21 protein-coding genes and 1 pseudogene are annotated in these 20,669 nt (G+C 37.1%); 18 read left to right on the forward strand and 4 right to left on the reverse strand.

Annotation, left to right across the window (positions count from 1 at the left end; translation table 11 throughout):
- The first annotated feature begins 106 nt into the window (after positions 1-106).
- Entirely contained in the window at positions 107-1,021 is a 915-nt protein-coding gene (locus JMM81_RS13585) for a VOC family protein (protein WP_256242108.1), read from the forward strand.
- 348 nt (positions 1,022-1,369) lie between these two features.
- Here the strand turns inward: JMM81_RS13585 and JMM81_RS13590 are convergent, their stop codons facing one another.
- The 4 genes from JMM81_RS13590 to JMM81_RS13605 all read right to left on the reverse strand — a co-directional run bounded on the left by JMM81_RS13590 (position 1,370) and on the right by JMM81_RS13605 (position 4,674).
- Positions 1,370-1,687 (reverse strand): Spo0E family sporulation regulatory protein-aspartic acid phosphatase, encoded by a 318-nt coding sequence (locus JMM81_RS13590; RefSeq protein ID WP_256242109.1) that lies wholly within the window; start codon positions 1,685-1,687, stop codon positions 1,370-1,372.
- 621 nt (positions 1,688-2,308) lie between these two features.
- Positions 2,309-2,758, reverse strand: a complete 450-nt coding sequence (locus tag JMM81_RS13595; RefSeq protein ID WP_256242110.1) for a PaaI family thioesterase — start codon at positions 2,756-2,758, stop codon at positions 2,309-2,311.
- 15 nt (positions 2,759-2,773) lie between these two features.
- The gene (locus JMM81_RS13600) at positions 2,774-4,324 is read right to left on the reverse strand and encodes a solute symporter family protein (RefSeq protein WP_256242111.1); all 1,551 of its coding nucleotides are present in this window, start codon (positions 4,322-4,324) and stop codon (positions 2,774-2,776) included.
- Positions 4,321-4,674, reverse strand: coding sequence for a DUF485 domain-containing protein (locus JMM81_RS13605; RefSeq protein ID WP_256242112.1), 354 nt, complete (start codon positions 4,672-4,674; stop codon positions 4,321-4,323). The genes JMM81_RS13600 and JMM81_RS13605 overlap by 4 nt, the downstream gene beginning before the upstream one ends.
- Positions 4,675-5,642: 968 nt before the next feature.
- Between JMM81_RS13605 and JMM81_RS13610 the strand changes: the two genes are divergently transcribed.
- The 17 genes and pseudogenes from JMM81_RS13610 to paaX all read left to right on the forward strand — a co-directional run bounded on the left by JMM81_RS13610 (position 5,643) and on the right by paaX (position 20,651).
- Positions 5,643-7,403 (forward strand): adenine deaminase C-terminal domain-containing protein, encoded by a 1,761-nt coding sequence (locus JMM81_RS13610; RefSeq protein ID WP_256242113.1) that lies wholly within the window; start codon positions 5,643-5,645, stop codon positions 7,401-7,403.
- 57 nt (positions 7,404-7,460) lie between these two features.
- Positions 7,461-7,837 (forward strand): annotated as a pseudogene (locus JMM81_RS13615) (IS6 family transposase); the annotation flags it as partial.
- Positions 7,838-7,908: 71 nt separating this feature from the next.
- Positions 7,909-8,076, forward strand: coding sequence for a hypothetical protein (locus tag JMM81_RS13620; RefSeq protein ID WP_256242114.1), 168 nt, complete (start codon positions 7,909-7,911; stop codon positions 8,074-8,076).
- 52 nt (positions 8,077-8,128) lie between these two features.
- Positions 8,129-8,356, forward strand: a complete 228-nt coding sequence (locus JMM81_RS13625; RefSeq protein WP_256242115.1) for a PaaI family thioesterase — start codon at positions 8,129-8,131, stop codon at positions 8,354-8,356.
- Between the two features lie 686 nt (positions 8,357-9,042).
- The gene (locus JMM81_RS13630; RefSeq protein WP_256242116.1) at positions 9,043-10,368 is read left to right on the forward strand and encodes a phenylacetate--CoA ligase family protein; all 1,326 of its coding nucleotides are present in this window, start codon (positions 9,043-9,045) and stop codon (positions 10,366-10,368) included.
- Positions 10,369-10,459: 91 nt separating this feature from the next.
- A complete protein-coding gene (paaA, locus tag JMM81_RS13635) occupies positions 10,460-11,416 on the forward strand; it encodes a 1,2-phenylacetyl-CoA epoxidase subunit PaaA (protein ID WP_256242117.1) in 957 nt (318 codons plus the stop codon).
- A gap of 24 nt (positions 11,417-11,440) precedes the next feature.
- Positions 11,441-11,794, forward strand: coding sequence for a 1,2-phenylacetyl-CoA epoxidase subunit PaaB (paaB, locus tag JMM81_RS13640; protein WP_256242118.1), 354 nt, complete (start codon positions 11,441-11,443; stop codon positions 11,792-11,794).
- A complete protein-coding gene (gene paaC, locus JMM81_RS13645; protein WP_256242119.1) occupies positions 11,791-12,603 on the forward strand; it encodes a 1,2-phenylacetyl-CoA epoxidase subunit PaaC in 813 nt (270 codons plus the stop codon). Before paaB ends, paaC begins: the two co-directional genes overlap by 4 nt.
- A gap of 26 nt (positions 12,604-12,629) precedes the next feature.
- Positions 12,630-13,130: a 1,2-phenylacetyl-CoA epoxidase subunit PaaD gene (paaD, locus tag JMM81_RS13650; RefSeq protein ID WP_256242120.1), complete on the forward strand. Its 501-nt coding sequence runs from the start codon at positions 12,630-12,632 to the stop codon at positions 13,128-13,130.
- Between the two features lie 15 nt (positions 13,131-13,145).
- On the forward strand, positions 13,146-13,451 hold the full coding sequence (locus JMM81_RS13655; RefSeq protein WP_256242121.1) for an EthD family reductase: 306 nt from the start codon (positions 13,146-13,148) through the stop codon (positions 13,449-13,451).
- Positions 13,444-14,223 (forward strand): enoyl-CoA hydratase/isomerase family protein, encoded by a 780-nt coding sequence (locus tag JMM81_RS13660; RefSeq protein WP_256242122.1) that lies wholly within the window; start codon positions 13,444-13,446, stop codon positions 14,221-14,223. The genes JMM81_RS13655 and JMM81_RS13660 overlap by 8 nt, the downstream gene beginning before the upstream one ends.
- Before the next feature lie 14 nt (positions 14,224-14,237).
- A complete protein-coding gene (locus JMM81_RS13665) occupies positions 14,238-15,011 on the forward strand; it encodes an enoyl-CoA hydratase-related protein (protein WP_256242135.1) in 774 nt (257 codons plus the stop codon).
- Between the two features lie 16 nt (positions 15,012-15,027).
- A complete protein-coding gene (locus JMM81_RS13670; RefSeq protein ID WP_256242123.1) occupies positions 15,028-16,545 on the forward strand; it encodes an aldehyde dehydrogenase family protein in 1,518 nt (505 codons plus the stop codon).
- An 86-nt stretch (positions 16,546-16,631) separates the two neighbouring features.
- Positions 16,632-17,507: a 3-hydroxyacyl-CoA dehydrogenase gene (locus tag JMM81_RS13675; protein ID WP_256242124.1), complete on the forward strand. Its 876-nt coding sequence runs from the start codon at positions 16,632-16,634 to the stop codon at positions 17,505-17,507.
- The gene (locus tag JMM81_RS13680) at positions 17,504-18,706 is read left to right on the forward strand and encodes an acetyl-CoA C-acyltransferase (RefSeq protein ID WP_256242125.1); all 1,203 of its coding nucleotides are present in this window, start codon (positions 17,504-17,506) and stop codon (positions 18,704-18,706) included. Before JMM81_RS13675 ends, JMM81_RS13680 begins: the two co-directional genes overlap by 4 nt.
- 175 nt (positions 18,707-18,881) lie before the next feature.
- Positions 18,882-19,658: an enoyl-CoA hydratase-related protein gene (locus JMM81_RS13685; RefSeq protein ID WP_256242126.1), complete on the forward strand. Its 777-nt coding sequence runs from the start codon at positions 18,882-18,884 to the stop codon at positions 19,656-19,658.
- A 147-nt stretch (positions 19,659-19,805) separates the two neighbouring features.
- Positions 19,806-20,651 carry a phenylacetic acid degradation operon negative regulatory protein PaaX gene (gene paaX, locus JMM81_RS13690; RefSeq protein ID WP_256242127.1) on the forward strand — a complete coding sequence of 282 codons (846 nt, stop codon included), beginning with the start codon at positions 19,806-19,808 and terminating at the stop codon, positions 20,649-20,651.
- Positions 20,652-20,669 lie beyond the last annotated feature (18 nt).

The following is a 20,669-nucleotide window of genomic DNA, read 5'->3' on the forward strand; positions in this document are numbered from 1 at the left end:
TTAAGCCCATTCAATCTTATTGTAAGGAGTATTTATTTAGGTGGTATTGTAATCGTCTAAAGCATAATTAAACAAATGATTCCTAATTAGAAAAGGAGAGGTTTAAATGATTCGTTATAAAAAATTAGGTTATGTTGTATTAAGTGTAACAGATCTTGATAAATCAGTTGATTTTTATGAAAATGTTGTTGGACTGCAGTTTGTTGAACGCGAAAGTGAAATCGCATTCTTAAGAAGTAGTAGAGACCATCACAATTTGATTCTTGAACAAGCAGAGGCAGCAGGTTTGAAAAGAGTTGCTTATGAACTTGAAAAAGCTGATCAATTTCAAGGTGTTTTTGACTATTTAACAGAACAAGGCTTAGATCCGGTAGAATTGAGCGCAAAAGAAACACAAAGTTTGGCTCAAGGTAGAACATTGCGATTTAAAGATCCGCATTTAGGTGTAACCTATGAATTTTATGTTGAAATGATGCAAATGGGGTTGCCATTTGTTCCTAAAAAAGCAAAAATTACAAGATTCTTACATGTTGTATATGAAACAAATAAATTTGATGAGCTATTAGACTTTTTTACTAACACATTAAACTTCAGAGTATCAGATATCTCAGGTAGAGAAACTGCATGGGCATGGTTAAGAGCGTTCCCTTCGCCATATCACCATGATTTTGCCATTACGAAAGGTCCAGAAAATAAATTGAATCATCTTGCTTACCAAGCTGAAAGAGTTGATGATGTTGGTATTCAAGTGAATAAATTGAACAATGAAAATGTTCCAATTCTTTTCGGACCAGGAAGACACCATCCATCTGGTAGTATTTTCCTTTACTTTGCTGATCCTGATGGCTTAACGCTTGAATATAGCCAAGGGATGGAGGAATTCCCTGAGGAAGGAGCAAGGGAACCACGTCGCTTAGAGCCAAGTTTAGATACACTTGACGAATGGGGAGGAACTCCGAAGCCTGGTTTTGGTAAACGTGGTAAGTTGATCATTGAGGACCTTGAAAAAGTCAATCAATAAATAGTAGTAAAAAGATTCGTAACTACTAGAAGGGAAAAAATAGAGCCTGCTAAGATCAAACATTCTTGTAAAGAGATTTGGTAATCGTTTTGGAAATGTTTTTTGGTAAACTTCAAAGCTGATCGTATCAATAACCATTAAATTTTTATGATGTCATTACAAAAACTTGATGTTTTTTGTAAATATCGTTAGTTAAACACTTATCAATTTTCCATATAAAGTAAACTGCTTTGCGGTTAATAGCAGAAACCCTGTCACTGGGCCTAAAAGGAAAGTTTCATCATTTAAATTTTTTATTCCAACTAACGTAGATAGTTCAATAAGAAGGCCAAAAGTTTGATCAAAATTCTATATTTCAATACAGGACTTTTGGTCAAACTTTTGGCTATTATCAATCGTTAGTTTTTGATAAATCGTGATGAGTTCGTCTAATTTCTGACTGCAACAAAGGGTGTCATGGCTATTTAATCCAGTTGTTAGCGCAACCTGGATTAATTCCTTTTTCAATTGATGGATTCTGTCCTCTAATTCATCTATCTCTATAAGATCCATAGAAAGAGGTGTTATGTTGAACCAAGTAAAGAAAGATACAAAAAAGGTAACCCACGTAGAATGTAAATTTCTAATACTATCATTATTAACCTTAAATAAATCTGCAGCTTCCATGTAATATAGTCTCTCCTTATAACTTTTATATAAAACGTTTATCCAAACTCTCCTGATCTCTAACCGTTTAGTGAAATATTTTACACAGTAGAAACTCTTTCTGCAAAGAAAGATAAGGGTACTCTTGAGAAGTGTATTAGTACCTTAGAACCCCACTGGCTTTAGCCATGGGAGTTGTCAGATTAAAACGACCCTTTTTCAAAGTTTTGGGTTAAATGCTTAATAATTGTCTTCATTGGTTTATCAATAAATAGATCTTTCCTATATAAATAGCGGCTACTCTTTTCTTGGTTCTGGTGCAAACCTCGAATTTTATCAAAATATAACCAGAAATATAAGGTTAATACCGAACATTTCTGGTTTTTATATCACGAAAATTCGTTATTAATTTTTTTATTCCGAGTAAAATTGCCATAAAGTAGGTAATATTCATAATGGTTTGTCTATCTGATTCTTTTTGCACCAGAACCAGCTGAAGACCTATAAAAGATCAAAATCCTAAAATCCAAAATCTTAATACCAAAAGCCTTGCATATACAGCGAAAAATCTGGATATTCTCATTCGCTAGTTTGAAAAAACAACCGGACAAATCTATTGATTTGTCCAGTTTATAAAAAGCTTTATTTATCCTGTTTAACAAAATAATGACTCTTTCGGTAAACCATTGCTTCCATTGTTGCGATTAGTTCATTTTCACTTTGAACATCGATTTTGTACCAAGCAAGTTTGTGATTTTTCTTTACTTCTTTCGCATTTGCAGTTAAAGTACCACCACGTTTGCCAGCTGATATAAAGTTAACATTGGTTGTTACGCCCACTGCTGTTTTGCCATATGAGTTGCTCGCAGCGGCGAATACGTAATCTGCAAGTGAAAAGATAATTGCCCCGTGAACCGTTCCGTGTGAATTAAGCATGCGGTCGTCCGGAGTTAATTCAGCTTCCGCTGTACCAGGTCCGAGTTTTGTCAGCTTCATGCCAAGAAAAGATGCGAATGGTTCGTCTTTTAGAATTTGCTTAATTTCATCGTAATGTAAATCGTGAATTGCCTGATCATTTAATTGAATAGTCATGTAATTCTCCTTTGCTTAATGATTTTTTGCTGAGCTTATGCCATATCCAGTGTTTGATTTGAACAGTACTTCCGCAAATTCATTTTTGTCTTCTTTTTCTTTAGACAATACTGTACCTAAATATGCACCTATAAAGCCAAGAGGTACGGTAAAAATGGTCGGGTTGCTCATTGTGAAGAGAGGGTCTCCTGTGAAAATGCCCATTCCAGGTTGCGGATTCCATACATTAGGGCTAAGCAAAACTAATACAAGAGAGCTGACTAACCCAAACAACATGCCAGTGATCGCGCCGGTTGCATTAAATCGTTTCCAGTAAATTGTGCAAAGAATTACTGGCAAGTTGGCACTTGCTGCGATACCTAATGCAAGTACAGAAAGGAAAGCAACGTTCAGCGACTGTGCGAACAATGCGAGCACCATTGAAATAGCCGCTACACTAACTGACGCGATACGTGCTACAAGAACTTGCTGCTTTTCGGTCATTTTTCCGTCTTTAATAATTTCTCCATAAATGTCATGAGCAAAAGCGGATGCCGACGTTAAAACAAGACCGGATACTACCGCTAGAATAGTGGCAAATGCGACAGCTGAGACGAATGCGAACAAAAATTCACCGCCCACCGTTAATGCGAGAAGCGGCGCGGCCATGTTTCCGGCAGAATTAGCCTCAACAATGCGGTCAAAACCGACGAAAGAAGCAGCACCGAATCCTAGGAAAATCGTCATAATAAAAAATGCGCCAATAAACCATGTTGAATATACAACAGATTTTCTTGCCGTCGCAGCATCTTTTACAGTAAAGAAGCGGACAAGCAAATGCGGAAGTCCTGCTGCGCCGAGGACAAGTGACATATTAAATGAAATCATATCAAGTCCATCAGTGTATTTATTACCTGGATTTAAAAAGTCTTTTCCGAGCGGTGTTGCTGTCTGAACATGGTGGAACATTTCTGCGATGTTAAAGTTAAATCGGGAAAATACGATAAACGTCAATACAGTAGAACCGCCCAGCAAAAGAGCAGCTTTCGTGATTTGTACCCAGCTTGTCGCTCTCATTCCACCGAAAATAACATAAATGGTCATTAATACACCAACGAGAAGAACGGAAAGACCGTAATCGATGCCAAGTAGCAGTTTAATCAATCCACCCGCACCGACAAGCTGAGCAATCATATAAAAAATAGAAATGACAAGAGTGTTTGCTGCGGCGATCCCACGCACCTTTTTTGACTTAAAACGTGCAGAGATCATATCGGCTAGTGTATATTTTCCAAGATTACGAAGCGGCTCCGAAACAAGGTATAATAAGACGAGAAACGCGATAAGATTGCCAATGCTCATATAAAAGCCATCGAAACCGATCAGCGCAATTGCCCCTGTAATCCCGAGAAAAGAAGCAGCGGACATAAAGTCACCAGCAACGGCCAATCCATTTTGCCATGCAGTCAAACCACCGCCAGCTGTATAAAAATCGCTTGCGTTTTTCGTTTTCTTAGAAGAGTAATACGTAATTGTAAGCGTCAACAATATAATTCCTAAAAAAAGCGTAAGAGATAACGTGCTCATTGGCCCAGCTCCTTCTGATATTTAGTTAAAATATTTTGGGCCATCTTGTCATACTTCTCTGATTTCTTAAGGTAGACAATTCCACCGATCCAAACGACAACAAATTGAAGAAGTGCGTACACCCATGCCCATGTTATACCGAGAAAAGCTTCCCCTTTTAATACATCTGTAGAAGCAGCTAAAATAGGTAGAACAAAATAAAAAGTAAGGAAGAAAATAGTGACTGGAACAATGAATGCTTTTTTCTTTTGGAGCAAATCCTTAAAATCTTCGGTTTCAACCAATTGATGATAGAGCTTCTTCTCGACATGTTCTTCGGCAAAATAGCTTTTTTTTACTGGTTTTTCCATAATAACCTCCCCTTAAATAATACATTTTTAAAACGAGAGTGGCATAAAGTGATATATGTTTCTCTCGTTTTAAAATTACCATAATCAGAAAATTAAGTAAACATAAAATATTATAAAAATATTTTATTTTCCGATATTGACAACGTATAAGTGTTGTATTAATCTGAAAAAACATTACGAGGATTTTTATTTTCGTTTTCATTTCGTTATAAGATAAATGAGAGGGACTAAAACAATGTACAATCCAGAAGATTAACAACCTCCGGACATGACGGTTTCCATTTTTTGTTATTCTCATAGTGTCTGAAGGGCTTGAATCATTGGTGCGTGCATACCTTCTATAGCTTGCCTTTGGATTTCTTCTTCCAAACGGTATAATCGTTGTTGAATTTCAATTAATTGATGCATAAATTCTTCATAACCTGAGGTGTTTTTTAAAAATACAAGGGATGACTGGTGCAAAATATTTGAAGGAAAGAATATTCTATAGGGTCCGATTTGGGGAATACACGAGCTTATTAACAGTGATTTAATTAAAGATCACAATATCGTTGTCGATGTTAAACACCCTAAATTAGGTAAATTCCCTCTCATTCAAACACCCGTTCATTATTCACGATCTAAAGTACAGCTTCAGCCTATTCTTCATTTGCTGGGGGAGCATTCCAAGGCAATTTTGAAAGAATTAGGATATAGTGACGAGATTATAAAAAAATTAACGATGGAGCAAGTTATAAGAATTATTGAAAATCATGCTAATAAAGTGACTTTGAAATAGAGTCACGATGAAATAGAATATTAAATTGCATAAAAATGCCGATGCAAAAAGATTTAGTCGATATTTTGATCAACCTTTTTTATAAAAGTAAATGCGAGATATAGCGTAGAATCAGTGCTTGTCGCATACTTTTAATCAATCTTTATTCAAAAGCTACTGAATTTTAACGAAGCCATTTGGGGGTTACAGGATGGATAATAGAAGGTATAGATGGAGCAACAATCAAATAAGAAATCATGTAGAGGTACTCGATGGAGTCATAAATCCTCATATTATCCTAAAAAACGCGACCTATTTAAATACCTATTTGCAGCAATGGGTAGTTGCGAATATTTGGATATATGAAGATCGTATTGTTTATGTAGGAGACAATCTTCCTGAAAACTGTAATGGATACGAGGTTATTGATTGTCAGGGGCAATATTTAGTACCTGGATATATTGAACCGCATACTCACCCTTATCAGTTATACAATCCTCTTACGTTAGCAAAACATGCGGGGGGATTCGGCACAACGACTTTCATTAGTGATAATATATTCTTTTTCCTTGAGCTCCCTACTAAGGTAGCCTTTCAATTATTAAATGAATTTAAAAACCTTCCATCAAGCATATACTGGTGGTGTCGTTTTGATGGAAATACCGAGTTATCAAATCATGATGATATTTTTAATAATGAAGATGTGATTTCTTGGCTCCAACATGAATCAGTGCTGCAAGGCGGAGAGCTAACAGGGTGGCCGAAATTATTAAATGGAGATAACCGAATGCTATCCTGGTTACAAGAGACAAGGAGATTACATAAAAAAGTAGAAGGGCATTTTCCAGGAGCTTCCGAACGGACTTTAGCAAAATTCATGTTAATGGGCACAGATTGTGATCATGAAGCCATGACAGGTCAAGAAGCACTTACACGTCTAAATCAGGGCTATACAGTATCTCTTAGACATTCGTCTATTCGGCCTGATTTAGAAATTCTTTTAAAAGAATTAATAGGGTTAGGTGTCCAAAAATTTGATCGATTTTTCTTTACCACTGACGGGTCACATCCATCCTTTTATGAAAACGGAATGACAGACGAACTAATAAAAATGGCCATTAATCATGGGATACCATTAATGGATGCTTATAGTATGGCAAGTTATAATATTGCCCGCTATTATAATTTGGAACATTTACATGGATCCATTGCTACAGGGAGAATAGCAAATATCAATATTTTAGAGAGCAAAAGTAACGCAACACCTATCAGTGTATTAGCAAAAGGGAAATGGATTAAGAGAGATGGAAAAGATAACGATGATTCATCCTCCATCGATTGGAGCAAGTATCAAATATCTCCTCTTCATTTAAAATGGACTTTACAAGAAGAGGATTTGAGCTTTTCAACCTCAATTGGCATTAACTTAATAAATAATGTCATTACCAAACCGTATGAAAGTAGTATCGATTTAAGTAGGGATGAATTATCACTTGAGCATGATGAATGTTTCCTTATGATGGTTGGGCGAGACGGATCATGGAGAATAAATACAGTAATGAAAGGGTTTGCTCAACATTTAGGTGGATTTGCAAGTTCTTATTCGGGTACAGGAGACATCTTAATCATAGGAAAAAGAAAAACAGATATGCTAATCGCTTTTGAACGAATGCAAGCAATAGGTGGTGGTATAGTTTTGGCGGAAGAAAATCATATCCTACACGAAATTCCTTTACCTTTAACGGGAATCATGTCTGATCTAGATATGGGATTTTTAATTAAAGATGAGAAAAAAATGATAGAGTTATTAAAAGAAAGAGGCTATAAATATAACGACCCTGCCTTCACCTTATTATTCTTCTCTGCGACTCATTTACCATTTATTAGATTGACTCCAAGTGGTTTATATGATGTAAAAAATAGAAAGGTTTTAGTTGCTCCAACAAAAAGGGGAAATTACCAGATGCAATAGGACTTAATTCTTTTATCCCATGATTAACATTAAGGGTTCTGGTGAAAAAACTTCAATAAAGTCGATGAAACATATATCAAAGTAAAAGGTCAATGGATGTATCTGTATCGTGCAGTCGATTCCGAAGTCTCAGTAAAACAAGAGACAAAAAAGCCGCAAAGTGCTTCTTCAAAAAAGCTTTGCGGTCTTTTCATGTTGTAAGGCATTGTGTCATAACAGTGGATAAAAACCCGGCTTAACCTATAGCAGTTGAAGAATTGAGAAAAGGAAAAAACATGCCATTAGGCATGAAACTCAGACAAAAGAAGTATTTAAATAATATCCTAGAACAGGATCATCGTTTTATCAAGAAGCGTGTTCGTTCTATGTTAGGGTTGAAATCTGCTCAAAATGAGGTGGAATTCATACATAGACTGTTCGGGATAATCACCTAAGGGGTTATCTGAAAGTGGACCTACAACTTTTTTCTACTTGTCTTAGTATTTGCACCAGAACCGAATAGGAAATGATGGTAGGACAATATAAAAGGAATGAGGAAAACACTAAAATTAAACAAGTTGATGCTATTTCGCTAACTGAAATCGCTAAAGATTTTGATCCTCTAACATTGGAAAAGAACAGGGAAATTGATATTGTTATTGAAAATAACCCTGACCTTACTGTTTGCCAATAGAGTGAAAATGGAAAGGTAAAATAACGAAAACGGTGTTACAATGGGTGGATTTGTGGCATCTGCAGCAGAAACGATGATGGTTTATGCTCTTTCTTCTAAACTCACTTCTAATCAAACATTTGCATCAATTGATTTGCATACAACATTTCATAGACCAGTCATGCAGGGAGATGTAGAAGTCGAAGCCAGGGTTGAAAGGATGGGAAGGAACATCGCATATGTACTTGCTGATTTACATCAAAATGGTAAAAAGCGGCAAGTATCGTTTCGTCTATCTTGATCATGACTGACTAACTACTTCTTGAAGAATTAACCAATATTAAATATTCTTCCGAAAGGACTATGCAGATGAATACTGGGAAAATATTTGAGTTATTTGAAGACTCAATAAGTGATATTAACGATGGAGCTAAATTAATTGTTGGTGGATTCAGTATGTCCAAGATTTAGAGATTAATTGCAATGGTGTTGAAGTTTTTGCACCAGAACCAATTAATTATATAGATCACACTTAATTTTTCGATATAAACATTACTGGTCAGTCGACCTACTTTCACTTCATTGTTATGTACTTTGTTACATAAAGGCTCGTTCAAGCAGGACAACTGATCATTTTCTATGTCGATTTAACAAGCGGCACCTATATAAAATAAATATTTTTTTATATTTACAAGTTTAACATCGTAATAATATATTAAATTATTATGGTAGCATTTATTTAATAGGTTACCATCCTTAATAAAATCAAATAATTTTATAAAAAATCTTTATATAAAAAAAATAGTATGTGAATGTTTTACTATAATTCTGAAAATTCATAATATATTTACAACCGTCAAAACATGTGGTACCTTATAAACACAAAGTATAACAACAATTAAACGAAATTGTTTATTGTTGTTATACTTAATGGTTAGCTCTAGATGATTTACCTAGACGTTCATTTATGAGAGGAGAGGGAAACAAGTGATTATTCATGGGGAAGAATTATATTCACGTAAAGAAATGGAAACGCTTCAACTAATGCGTTTAAAGGAAACTGTAGAGAGGGTTTATAACAAAGTACCATTCTATCAAAACCAGTTTGAAGAACGAAATATTAAACCAGCAGGAATCCAATCGCTAGAAGATTTGAAAAAACTTCCGTTCACGAAGAAAAAAGACCTTAGGGATCATTATCCTTATAATTTATTTGCGGTTGATATGAAGGATATTGTTCGGATTCATGCTTCTTCAGGGACAAGTGGCAAGCCGACAGTTGTCGCCTACACAGAAAATGATATCCGTAACTGGTCTGACATGGTAGCGCGTGCGATCTCCATTGCAGGCGGAGAACCAAGTGGTATATTCCATAATGCATATGGGTACGGACTATTTACTGGAGGCTTAGGTGTTCATTATGGTGCTGAACGGCTTGGAATGGCAACGGTTCCAGTGTCAGGTGGAAACACCGATCGACAAATAACCGTTATTGAAGATTTCCAACCAACCGTTATTGCAGGTACACCATCCTACGTATTAAAAATAGCGGAGGAAATGGGTCAACTAGGAAAGAATCCGCGTGAAAGTTCATTGAAGTTTGGGATTTTTGGTGCAGAGCCATGGTCAGAGGAAATGCGTAAATTATTAGAAGAATCATTTGCTATAAAAGCCTGTGATATTTATGGATTGAGTGAGGTCATGGGTCCTGGTGTAGCGATGGAATGTCATGAAGCACAAGATGGTTTACATATTGCAGACGATCATTTTATTGTTGAAGTGATTAATCCAGATACTCTTGAACCAGTAATGGATGGTGAAGAAGGGGAATTGGTTTTCACTAGTCTCACGAAAGAAGCTTTTCCTGTTATACGATATCGAACAGGGGACATTGCTTCTATTACAAGAGAAAAATGTAAATGTGGCCGCACTACAACAAGGATGTCCCGTGTTAAGGGGCGTATTGATGATATGCTGATTGTTCGTGGTGTTAACGTATTTCCTTCTGAAATTGAGCATTATTTAATTCAAATAGAAGGGCTATCCCCTCATTACCAAGTCCTTCTACATCGAGAAGGCACTCTAGATATAGTAGAACTTCATGTGGAAATTAATGATGAAACCTATCAAAAAGTAAACAGCGATATGAAACATGAATATATTTCAACTATTATGAAAACAGTTCAACATTCGATGAAAAATCATTGTTTAGTAAGTATGAAGGTAAAGGTGTTAGCTCCAAGAAGTATTCCAAGGTCAGAAGGAAAGGCCATTCGGGTAATAGATCAAAGAAGTCAACCAGTATTATTATAAAATAAAGAATTTTAAAAAAACAGTTGATTTTTATATAACAATAAAATACAATTGCGTTATATAATCGTTATATAAAAAGGGGGATTATAAAATGTCCAATGTTGTTGCATTAGATAAGGAAGCTGAACAAATAGAAACTTTTATTCAACGGATTGAACAAGGAGAAAAAATTGAAGCAGACGATTGGATGCCTGAAGAATATCGGACAGTATTAATTAAATTAATTTCAATGCATGGAATAAGCGAAATAATGGGAGCACTTCCTGAAAAGGAGTGGGTTCCTAAAGCTCCATCACTTTACAGAAAACTAGGAATTATGGCAAAAGTACAAGATGAAATGGGACACGGTCAATTATTGTTACGAGTAGCCGAAGACTTACTAAAGCCATACGGAAAAGACAGAGGCGATTTAATGAATGATTTATTTAAGGGAGACCTTAAGTTCCACAACGTCTTTCATATGGCAACAGAAACTTGGGGAGATGCAGGATTAATTGGCTGGCTTGTTGATGGTGCTGCGATTATTACGCAAACAGATATGTTAGGGGCTTCATACGGTCCATATGCAAGAGCATTACAACGTATTTGTGCCGAAGAGGTGTTCCATGCCCAGCATGGTGAAGCGATTATAATGGCACTTGCAGAAGGAACGGAAGAGCAAAAAGAGATGGTACAGGATGCATTAAGTCGTTGGTGGCCAGCACTTCTCATGTTTTTTGGTCCTGCTAGTAAAGATACGACAGGAGCATCGAAACAAGATGCAACGATCAAATATAAAATTCGTACGAAAACAAATGAACAGCTGAGGCAGAGCTTTTTTACAAAATATATTCCGCGTATTTTATCACTAGGATTGACGATACCAGATTCAACGATTCATTTTGATGAGGAACAGCAAACGTGGATCTATCAACAGCCGGATTGGAACGAATTTAAGAAAATTATTAAAAACCAAGGTCCTCGTTCTCAAGCTCGACTCAATCTGCGCAGAACTTCCTACGAAAGTAATGCGTGGGTACGAGAAGCGTTAAGCGCAAGAATTAACTAATAAACGGAAAGGAGTAATGAAGAAATGGTAAACGATAACAGCACATTTTATCAAGAATTTGAAGTGTTTAGTAAACGAACTCCTAGCTCGGCATTCCAACATCAATTCAGCTTGCTTGCACCAAACGCAGAAATGGCCTTGGTAATGGCACAAGAGAACTTTATGAGGCGGGAACCAGTTGAGGATATTTGGGTGGTCAATCGAGTAAACATTCGCGGACTAGATCAAGAGGAGAAACAAATCCTCAATCGTATCGATAATAAGGATTACCGAAATACAAAAGGCTACGGGTATTTAAAGAAAAAATGGCGTCATTACGAGCAAAAAATGTTTGATGAAAAAGAAATCCTGTCATGGGGAAAGGAGCAAGGTAAATGAGTCAAGCTACCTTAACTTTAAGTCCAGAATATAAGAAAGCACTAATTGAACTCTTATTTCAACTAGCTGATGATGACTTTTTATTTGCATATCGTGGTTCAGAATGGCTTGGATTAGCACCGCATATTGAAGAAGATGTGGCTTCCTCTTCTATTAGTCAAGATAGTATGGGGCATGCTGCCATATTTTATAAATTACTTGAAGAATTAGGAGCAGGTAATGCGGATGCATTAGCACATGCACGTCCTGCTAATGAAAGAAAGAATTGTATTTTAGTAGAAAGAGTGAATGGACCAGGAAACTATATGGAAGATGCACGGTATGACTGGGCATATGCAGTTGTTAGAAACTATTTCTATACACTTGCTAAGAAAATAAAAGTTCAGTCTTTAAAACAAAGTGACTATCAACCACTTGCGGATGTGGCTGTAAAGGTTGATATGGAAATACACTATCATTTATTACATTGGAAAACATGGTTTGTCCAATTGTTAAGTTCAACAGAAGATGCTAAAAAACGTATGATACAGGCTATTGAAAAAGTAATGAATGATTTTCCTGATGTCTTTTCTTTCGGAGATGGAGCACAACGAATTCATTCATACGGTTTAATTGAAGAAGAAATCGTTTTAAAAGAACGCTGGATCGCTGCTTTAGCACAGGTATTGGAAACGGCTCAGATAACCATCCCACAAACTACAGGTGTCGAAAGTGAAAATGGGAGAAACGGGGAACATTCAGTAGAACTAGAGGAAGCTCTTGAAATACTAGGGGAAGTGTACCACCAGGATACTGCTGCTGCTTGGTAAATTGAAAAGAGAAGAGGTGTGAACGAATGATAGCACCCTTACAACTGACACAGGAAGATGTGTTGCGTGTATTAGAGAGTGTGAAAGATCCTGAAATCGATACGGTGAGTATCATTGATTTAGGTATGGTTGAAAAAGTTTTCATTCAAAATAAAACCGTTCTGATTGATATATTACCAACCTTTGTAGGTTGTCCTGCTTTAGAGATTATTCGAAACAATATCATAAAGGCTGTAAATATAATCGAAGGTGTTGAGGAGACTCTTGTGAACTTTATCAATTCTCCTCCTTGGACCTCAGATCGAATCACCCAAAAAGGATATTTAGGGCTAAAAGAGTTTGGAATTGCTCCTCCTCCTAAACACTTCAAAGAGGATAGCTCTTGGCATATTGACTGCCCGTTTTGTGGATCAACTTATGTCACACTAGATAATATCTTTGGTCCAACTGCCTGTCGTAGTATTTTGTATTGTAAAAGTTGTAAGAATCCGTTTGAAGCGATGAAATTAATTTCGAATACGATGTGAAATGAGGATGAAATAATGGTTAAATTGATTGCGTTTTATAAACACCCTGAGAACAAAGAGGCATTTGATGAACATTACTTTAATGTACATGTTCCTATTACAGAGAAAATTCCTGGTCTTCGTAAAATGAAAGTGACAAAAGGAACAGGTTCTCCTATGGGCGGCGAAGCCAAATATTACTTGATTTGTGAAATGTATTATGACAGTCCTGAGGCATTGAAGGCAGGTCTTCGCTCTGAAGAAGGAAAAGCTTCCAGTAAGGATGTAATGGGATTTGCAGGTAATCTAGTTAGTTTTATGATTGGTGAGGAAAATGAGTGAACCATTTGAATTCATTGAGGTATATTCGAGAGATGGAGTAGGCGTCATTATACTAAATCGCCCGAACCAATTAAATGCACTAAATCGGAAGCTAGTTAGTGAAATTGTTACCGCAATGGAGCGTTTTGATCAAAATGATGAAGTCATTTCTATCTTAATTACTGGGAAGGGCCGAGCTTTTTCCGCAGGGGCAGATATCGATGAAATGTCTAATAATAACTCGATTCAACTAGAGTTATTAAATCAATTTGCAGATTGGGATCGTCTTGCCTTAATCAAGAAGCCAATAATCGGTGCTGTGAAAGGATTTGTTTTTGGTGGCGGATTTGAATTAGCCCTTTGTTGTGATATTTTAATTGCTGCAAGTGGGACACAATTCTCTTTTCCAGAAGTCAATCTTGGTGTCATGCCGGGAGCGGGTGGTACACAGCGTCTGACCAAACTTGTCGGGCGAGCGAAAGCCTTAGAGTGGATATGGACCGGTGATCGCATTCTGGTTGAAGAGGCTTTAGCTGTGGGAATCGTGAATCGAATTGTTTCAGAAGAATTATTAACGGAAGAAGCGATGAAATTTGCGATAAAGCTAGCCAAGCAACCTCCTTTAGCCTTAAGGCTTATAAAGGATTCGGTTAATAAAGCGGTTGATTACTCCTTATATGAAGGTATGCAATATGAACGTAAAAATTTTTATCTCTTGTTTTCTTCTCAGGATCAAAAAGAAGGAATGCAAGCGTTTATAGAAAAAAGAAAGCCACAATTCAAAGGGGAATAAGGAGGTGGCCTATGATGTATGAAACCATTCAATACACCGTTCAAAATGGGGTAGCAACGTTAGAACTGTCCCGTCCTGATAAACTGAACGCATTTAATTCACAAATGATCTGCGAAATCATAACGGCCGTGAAAGAAGCGTCAAAAGATAAACAAGTACGCTGTCTCGTTTTTACTGGGGCAGGTCGTGGATTCTGTTCTGGACAGGATTTAGCAGATGTTGATGAAAATATGGATCATGGACAAGTATTAAGAGAACAGTATGGTCCGATGATGAAACAATTAATGAGCTTTGAAAAGCCAATTGTGGCAGCTGTTAACGGTATTGCTGCAGGGGCAGGCTTTAGTCTTGCACTTGCGTGTGATTTTCGATTAGCCTCTGAAAAAGCCAATTTTTTAAATGCTTTTATCAACATTGGATTAATTCCTGACTCTGGAAATCTTTATTTCTTACAAAATTTAGTTGGTTATGCAAAAGCAGCCGAGCTTTCTATCTTAGGAGAAAAAATTTCTGCAGAAAAGGCCTTTCAATTAGGACTTGTAACAAAAGTGATATCAACTGAAACATGGGAATCAGAAGTGAATCAGTTTTCGGAATATTTAGCTAATTTACCAACAAAAGCAATCGGTTTAATTAAGCGTAATTTGAAATTAGCCAATAATCTTTCCTTCGACTCTTATTTGGAAAAAGAAGCGGAAGGTCAACGGATTGCAGGCTTAACGAATGATCACCAAGAAGGTGTTCAAGCATTTGTTGAAAAAAGAAAACCTATATTCATAGGTAACTAAAAAGGAGTGTAGAAATATGTCAACAATTCAGCAAACTACAGAGGAAAAATCTACGATTAAACGTGATTTCTATCATTTAATTATCAATGGAGAAAAGGTAGAAAGCAGCAATGGCGGAACCATTAAAACCTATAATCCAGCTACTGGTGAATTAATTGCAGAGGTGGCAAAAGCAACGAAGGAAGATGCAGAAAAAGCAGTTCAAGCAGCCCGTGAAGCATTTGATCATGGAAAGTGGAAAAAATACCCTATAAATAAACGTTCCCGGACATTAAATAAAATTGCTTCTATTATGCGTTCACGCTTCAATGAATTGGTAGAATTAGAGGTTTTAGATACTGGAAAATCAGTAGGTACAGCTCAAGGTCAAATTTCTCAAGCTATTGAGGATTTTGAATTTTATGCAGGGGCTATCGTTGGACATGGTGGTAGAGTAAATCCTATCCCAGGCCAATTTCATAACTATACAGAAAAAGAGCCGGTTGGAGTTTGTGCTCAAATTATTCCATGGAACTATCCTTTAATGATGGCGGCCTGGAAAATTGCACCAGCCATTGCCGTTGGATGTTCAGTTATTGTTAAGCCAGCATCATTAACACCACTTACAGCGATTATTTTAGGCGAAATTTGTCTGGAAGCAGGTGTACCGGCAGGAGTTGTAAATATCATTCCTGGATCAGGTTCAGAGGTTGGAAACTATCTCGTTGAACATAAGCAGGTCGACAAAGTAGCTTTTACTGGGTCTACACCAATTGGAAAAGATATTATGGCAAGAGCTTCCCAGACGTTGAAACGTGTCACATTAGAGTTAGGTGGAAAATCTCCTAATCTAGTATTTGAAGACAGTGATATTGAAGCAGCCGTATACGGTTCACTATTTGGAATTTTCTATAATACGGGCCAATCTTGTGAAGCACGTTCTCGTCTATACGTACATGAGGATATTTATGATGAATTTGTAGCTAAATTTGTAGAAAAGACGAATAAATTGAAACTCGGAAATCCTTTTGACAAAGAAACAAATATCGGAGCGATTATTGATCAAAATCAATTGGATGTCATTGATGGATATGTTCAATCAGCTATCAAAGAAGGCGCCGATATTTTAGCTGGAGGAAAAGCGGCTGTTGTAGAAGGGTATGAAAATGGTTACTGGTACGAACCAACCGTTATTGCGAATGTGAATCATGATATGACAGTGGTAAAAGAAGAGATTTTTGGTCCGGTTGTTGTGATTATGAAGTTTAAAGATGAAAAAGAGGCAATTAAACTAGCAAATGATACAGAATTTGGATTAGGATCCGCGATTTGGTCGAAGGATGGAGCTAGAGCGACTCGTGTTGCGAATCAAATTCAAGCAGGTATTGTAATGGTAAATTGTCCGTTCTCAGCATTCCCCGGCACTCCGTTTGGAGGGTATAAGCAATCCGGCTTCGGGCGAGAGCTTTGTATTGAAACCCTTGATTTATATACGGAAACGAAAAGTATTGTTTCCTATTACGGAAGCCGTCCATTAAATCCACTTGGTGTGTAATAAATCAACGTATGAGTGCGAATTCACTCTAGAATGAGCTGAATTCGTACTCCTATACATAATAATTGATAAAGGGGAGAGGAGAAATGATTAAAAACATAGTTGTGGTAGGGTCAGGTGTCATGGGAAGAGGAATTGCTTATGTTAGTGCATTGGGCGGTTTTGCTGTTACGCTTAATGACTCAAATGATGCTGCCTTACAAAATGCAAAAAATGAACTGAATCAAATATTTGAAAAAGGATTATCACGTGGCAAAATCTCAGTAGACAAGGTTGAAGAAGCGAAGAGTAACCTCCAATATTCATGTGATTTAGCAGATGCTGTAAGTCATGCAGATCTTGTGATTGAAGCAGTGCCAGAGAAAGCAGAAATTAAAAGGTCTGTGTTTGAAACACTTGAAGAAAATGCTCCGGAAAACTGTCTTTTTGCCACCAATACATCCACAATGAGCCCCACGGAAATTGGTTCTTACGGAAAGCGCCCAGAAAAAACCATTGCGATGCATTTTTTCAATCCGGTACATAAAATGCCGCTTGTAGAGATCGTTCGTGGATTAGAAACAAGTGATGAGACGGCACAGCAAATAAGAGCAGTAGCCGAACAAATGGGGAAAGAAACCGTTGTTATTAATGAATTCCCAGGGTTTGTGACAAGTCGAATTAGTGCTCTTGTAGGGAATGAAGCTTTCTATATGTTGCAAGAAGGCCTTGGTACTCCTGAAGAAATTGATAAAGCCATTAAACTAGGATTGAACTATCCGATGGGTCCATTTGAACTTGTTGATCTAGTCGGCTTAGATGCTAGGTTAAATAATTTAAAATATTTACACGAAAAGTTAGGTGAAAAATATCGTCCTGCTCCATTATTAGAGCAATACGTAAAAGCGGGTCGTTTAGGAAGAAAGTCAGGTAAAGGGGTTTATGATTACACGATAAAGGATAAAGAGGTGGTAGCGAAATGAAGGAAGTTGTGATTGTCGATGCTGTAAGAACACCAATTGGAAGATATAAAGGAGCTTTAAAAACGGTTCGTCCTGATGATTTAGGAGCCATTGTTATCAAAGCACTAGTCGATCGCAACCCACAACTTCCTGCAGATCAAATTGAGGAAGTTGTGTTCGGAAATGCGAACCAAGCTGGAGAAGACAATCGAAATGTGGCAAGAATGTCTGCCTTGCTTGCCGGTCTTCCTATTCAGGTAGGTGGAACAACAATTAACCGTTTATGTGGATCAGGGCTTGATGCTGTTATGTATGCAGCAAGAGCTATTGCAGTTGGTGAAGGTGATATATATATTGCAGGCGGTACGGAAAGTATGACGCGCGCACCTTTGGTAATGGCTAAACCTGCAAGTGAGTTTCCTAGAGGCAACATGGAGTTACAAGATACAACGATTGGATGGCGTTTTACGAATAAGAAATTAAAAGAAATGTACGGTGCAGATAGTATGCCTCAAACGGCTGAAAATGTTGCTCAGCGTTTCCATGTATCACGTAGCGATCAAGATCAGTTTGCTTTCAATAGTCAGCAGAAGGCGAAAAGAGCCATGGAAGAAAATCGCTTTGCAGAAGAAATTGTCCCTGTCGTATTTAAAGACAGAAAAGGGAATGAGGTTGTTGTCGATACGGATGAGCATCCACGTCCCGAAACAACATTAGAAACGCTAGGGAAACTAAAGTCTATTTTTCCAGAAGGAACAGTTACTGCTGGAAATGCTTCAGGTGTCAATGATGGCGCAGCGGCTTTATTGGTTATGAGTGCGGATAAAGCAAAAGAATTGGGACTAAAACCTTTAGTCAAATATGTAGTAGGCGCTACAGCTGGATTAGAACCTGAAATAATGGGTCTTGGTCCAATATTCGCTTCAAGAAAAGCACTGCAACGAGCCAATTTAACTGCAGATGACCTTGGATTGGTTGAGTTAAATGAAGCATTTGCTTCTCAATCATTAGAATGCATTCGTCAGCTAGAATTAGATAAAGAAAAGGTAAATGTCAATGGGGGAGCCATTGCCTTTGGTCATCCTCTTGGTGCTAGTGGGGCACGTATTCTAACAACGTTAATTTATGAAATGAAAAAAAGAGATGTTCAATACGGTCTTGCTACGATGTGTATAGGAGTTGGTCAGGGGATTTCTGCCATCGTAGAAAATAGTAAGTAATAGAAAAAACTCCCTTATTTGGCTTTATACCGAGTAAGGGCTCTTTAGTAGGAAAATAAAAGTATTTTGAAGTGATAGGTGTTTTCTTGAGGAATTCTTTCTATTACTTCGTCTAATCCAGCATATCTAAGGAAGTCTATTTATTTTTTATCTAAAATTTCGAGGAGTGAAGAAAATGTCAAAAGTTTTATATAGAGTAGAAGAAAATATCGCATATGTAGTAATAAATCGCCCTGATGTGTTGAATTGTTTTGATTATGAAACACTGCAACAGTTAAGCGAAGTAGTAAACTTAATTGAAATGGATCCTGAAGTAAGAGTAGCCATTTTTACCGGTGCAGGAGAGAAGGCTTTTAGTGCAGGAGCAGATCTAAAAGAACGTAAAACCTTATCGGAAAAAGAAGTGAGAAGAAACGTGAAGGCAATACGAGATGTTTTTAATAGTATAGCAATGCTTCCACAACCTACCGTTGCAGCTATCAATGGATATGCTTTGGGAGGCGGGTTCGAACTAGTACTTGCATGTGATTTTGCAATTGCTGCAGAGGATGTAAAGCTAGGGCTTACAGAAACGAGTTGGGGTATTATTCCAGGGGCAGGAGGTACACAACGACTCCCTCGATTAATTGGTGAGGCAAAAGCAAAAGAATTAATTTTTACAGCGAGAAAAATATCGGCTTCCCTTGCTTTGGAATGGGGAATATTGACAAAGGCAGTAAAGAAAGAAGAGTTGATGAAGGAGTGTACAGCATTTGCGAATGAAATGCTTAAGAATGGTCCGATTGCATTAAGACAGGCCAAATTTGCGATTAACCAAGGAATGAATGCAGATTTGCAGACGGGTTTAGCTATTGAGTCAAAAGCTTATGAAATAACGATTCCAACCGAAGATCGCATAGAAGCGTTAAAAGCTTTCAGTGAAAAGAGGGCCCCGGTTTTTAACGGAAGGTAATGGTTGCGATTACTATGAATAATTAGATATGATAGAGGAAACTTCCAATAATATAGGTTTATTGTCTACTATATATTAATAAAGGGGGTAAAATAAATTCTTTGCTCTTCTTTAAGAAGGTGCAAGTAGAAAGAGAGAGAAGAATAAATGAGTAACACACAATCTATGATTTTAACCATCTTCGGTGATTATATTCGTCCAAATGGAAATAAAATTTGGGTCGGGAGTTTAATTCGGCTACTAAAAGAGTTTGGTCATAATGAACAAGCTGTTCGAGTGTCCGTTTCCCGTATGATGAAGAACGGATTGCTACAGTCCGAGAAAAAAGGGAACAAAAGTTATTATTCATTAACGCCACGTGGAGTCAGCCGGGTGGATGAAGCAGCAAGGCGCATTTATAAATTAACTTCACATGAATGGGATAAAAAGTGGAGAGTCATTATGTACAACATTCCAGAGGAAAAAAGACAACTCCGTGATGAGTTAAGAAAGGAACTAATGTGGATCGGTTTTGGAAGTTTATCTAACGGATGCTGGGTATCGCCAAATAACTTTAAGAAAGAAATCAATCTATTAATTAGTAAATATAAAATTGAAGAATATGTTCACCTCTTTCTCTCTGAATATGTAGGGCCTCAATCGAATTTAGCATTAGTAGAGAAATGTTGGCCTTTACATGAAATCGAGGAAAAGTATGAGCAATTTATTGATACTTATAGTAAAGAATTTATTATTCGCCAAAGTATTATTCAAAGTGGTCGAGTAACAGATGATGAATGTTTTGTAGAAAGAGCCAACCTAGTTCATGAATATAGGAAATTTTTATTTGTAGATCCGGGGTTACCAAAGGAATTATTGCCTGAGCGCTGGAATGGCAATCATGCAGCATTATTATTTAATCAATATTATCAAATGCTTGCTGGCCCTGCCAATCGCTTCTTTGAAGAGGTACTTCAGGGGGATAATGAATTAAGTATAAAAGACAAATCATAACATTTTTCAGTACGATCA

This window comes from Bacillus sp. V3B (assembly GCF_024494465.1).
In the GTDB taxonomy this organism is placed as follows: Bacteria; Bacillota; Bacilli; order Bacillales; family Cytobacillaceae; genus Bacillus_BD.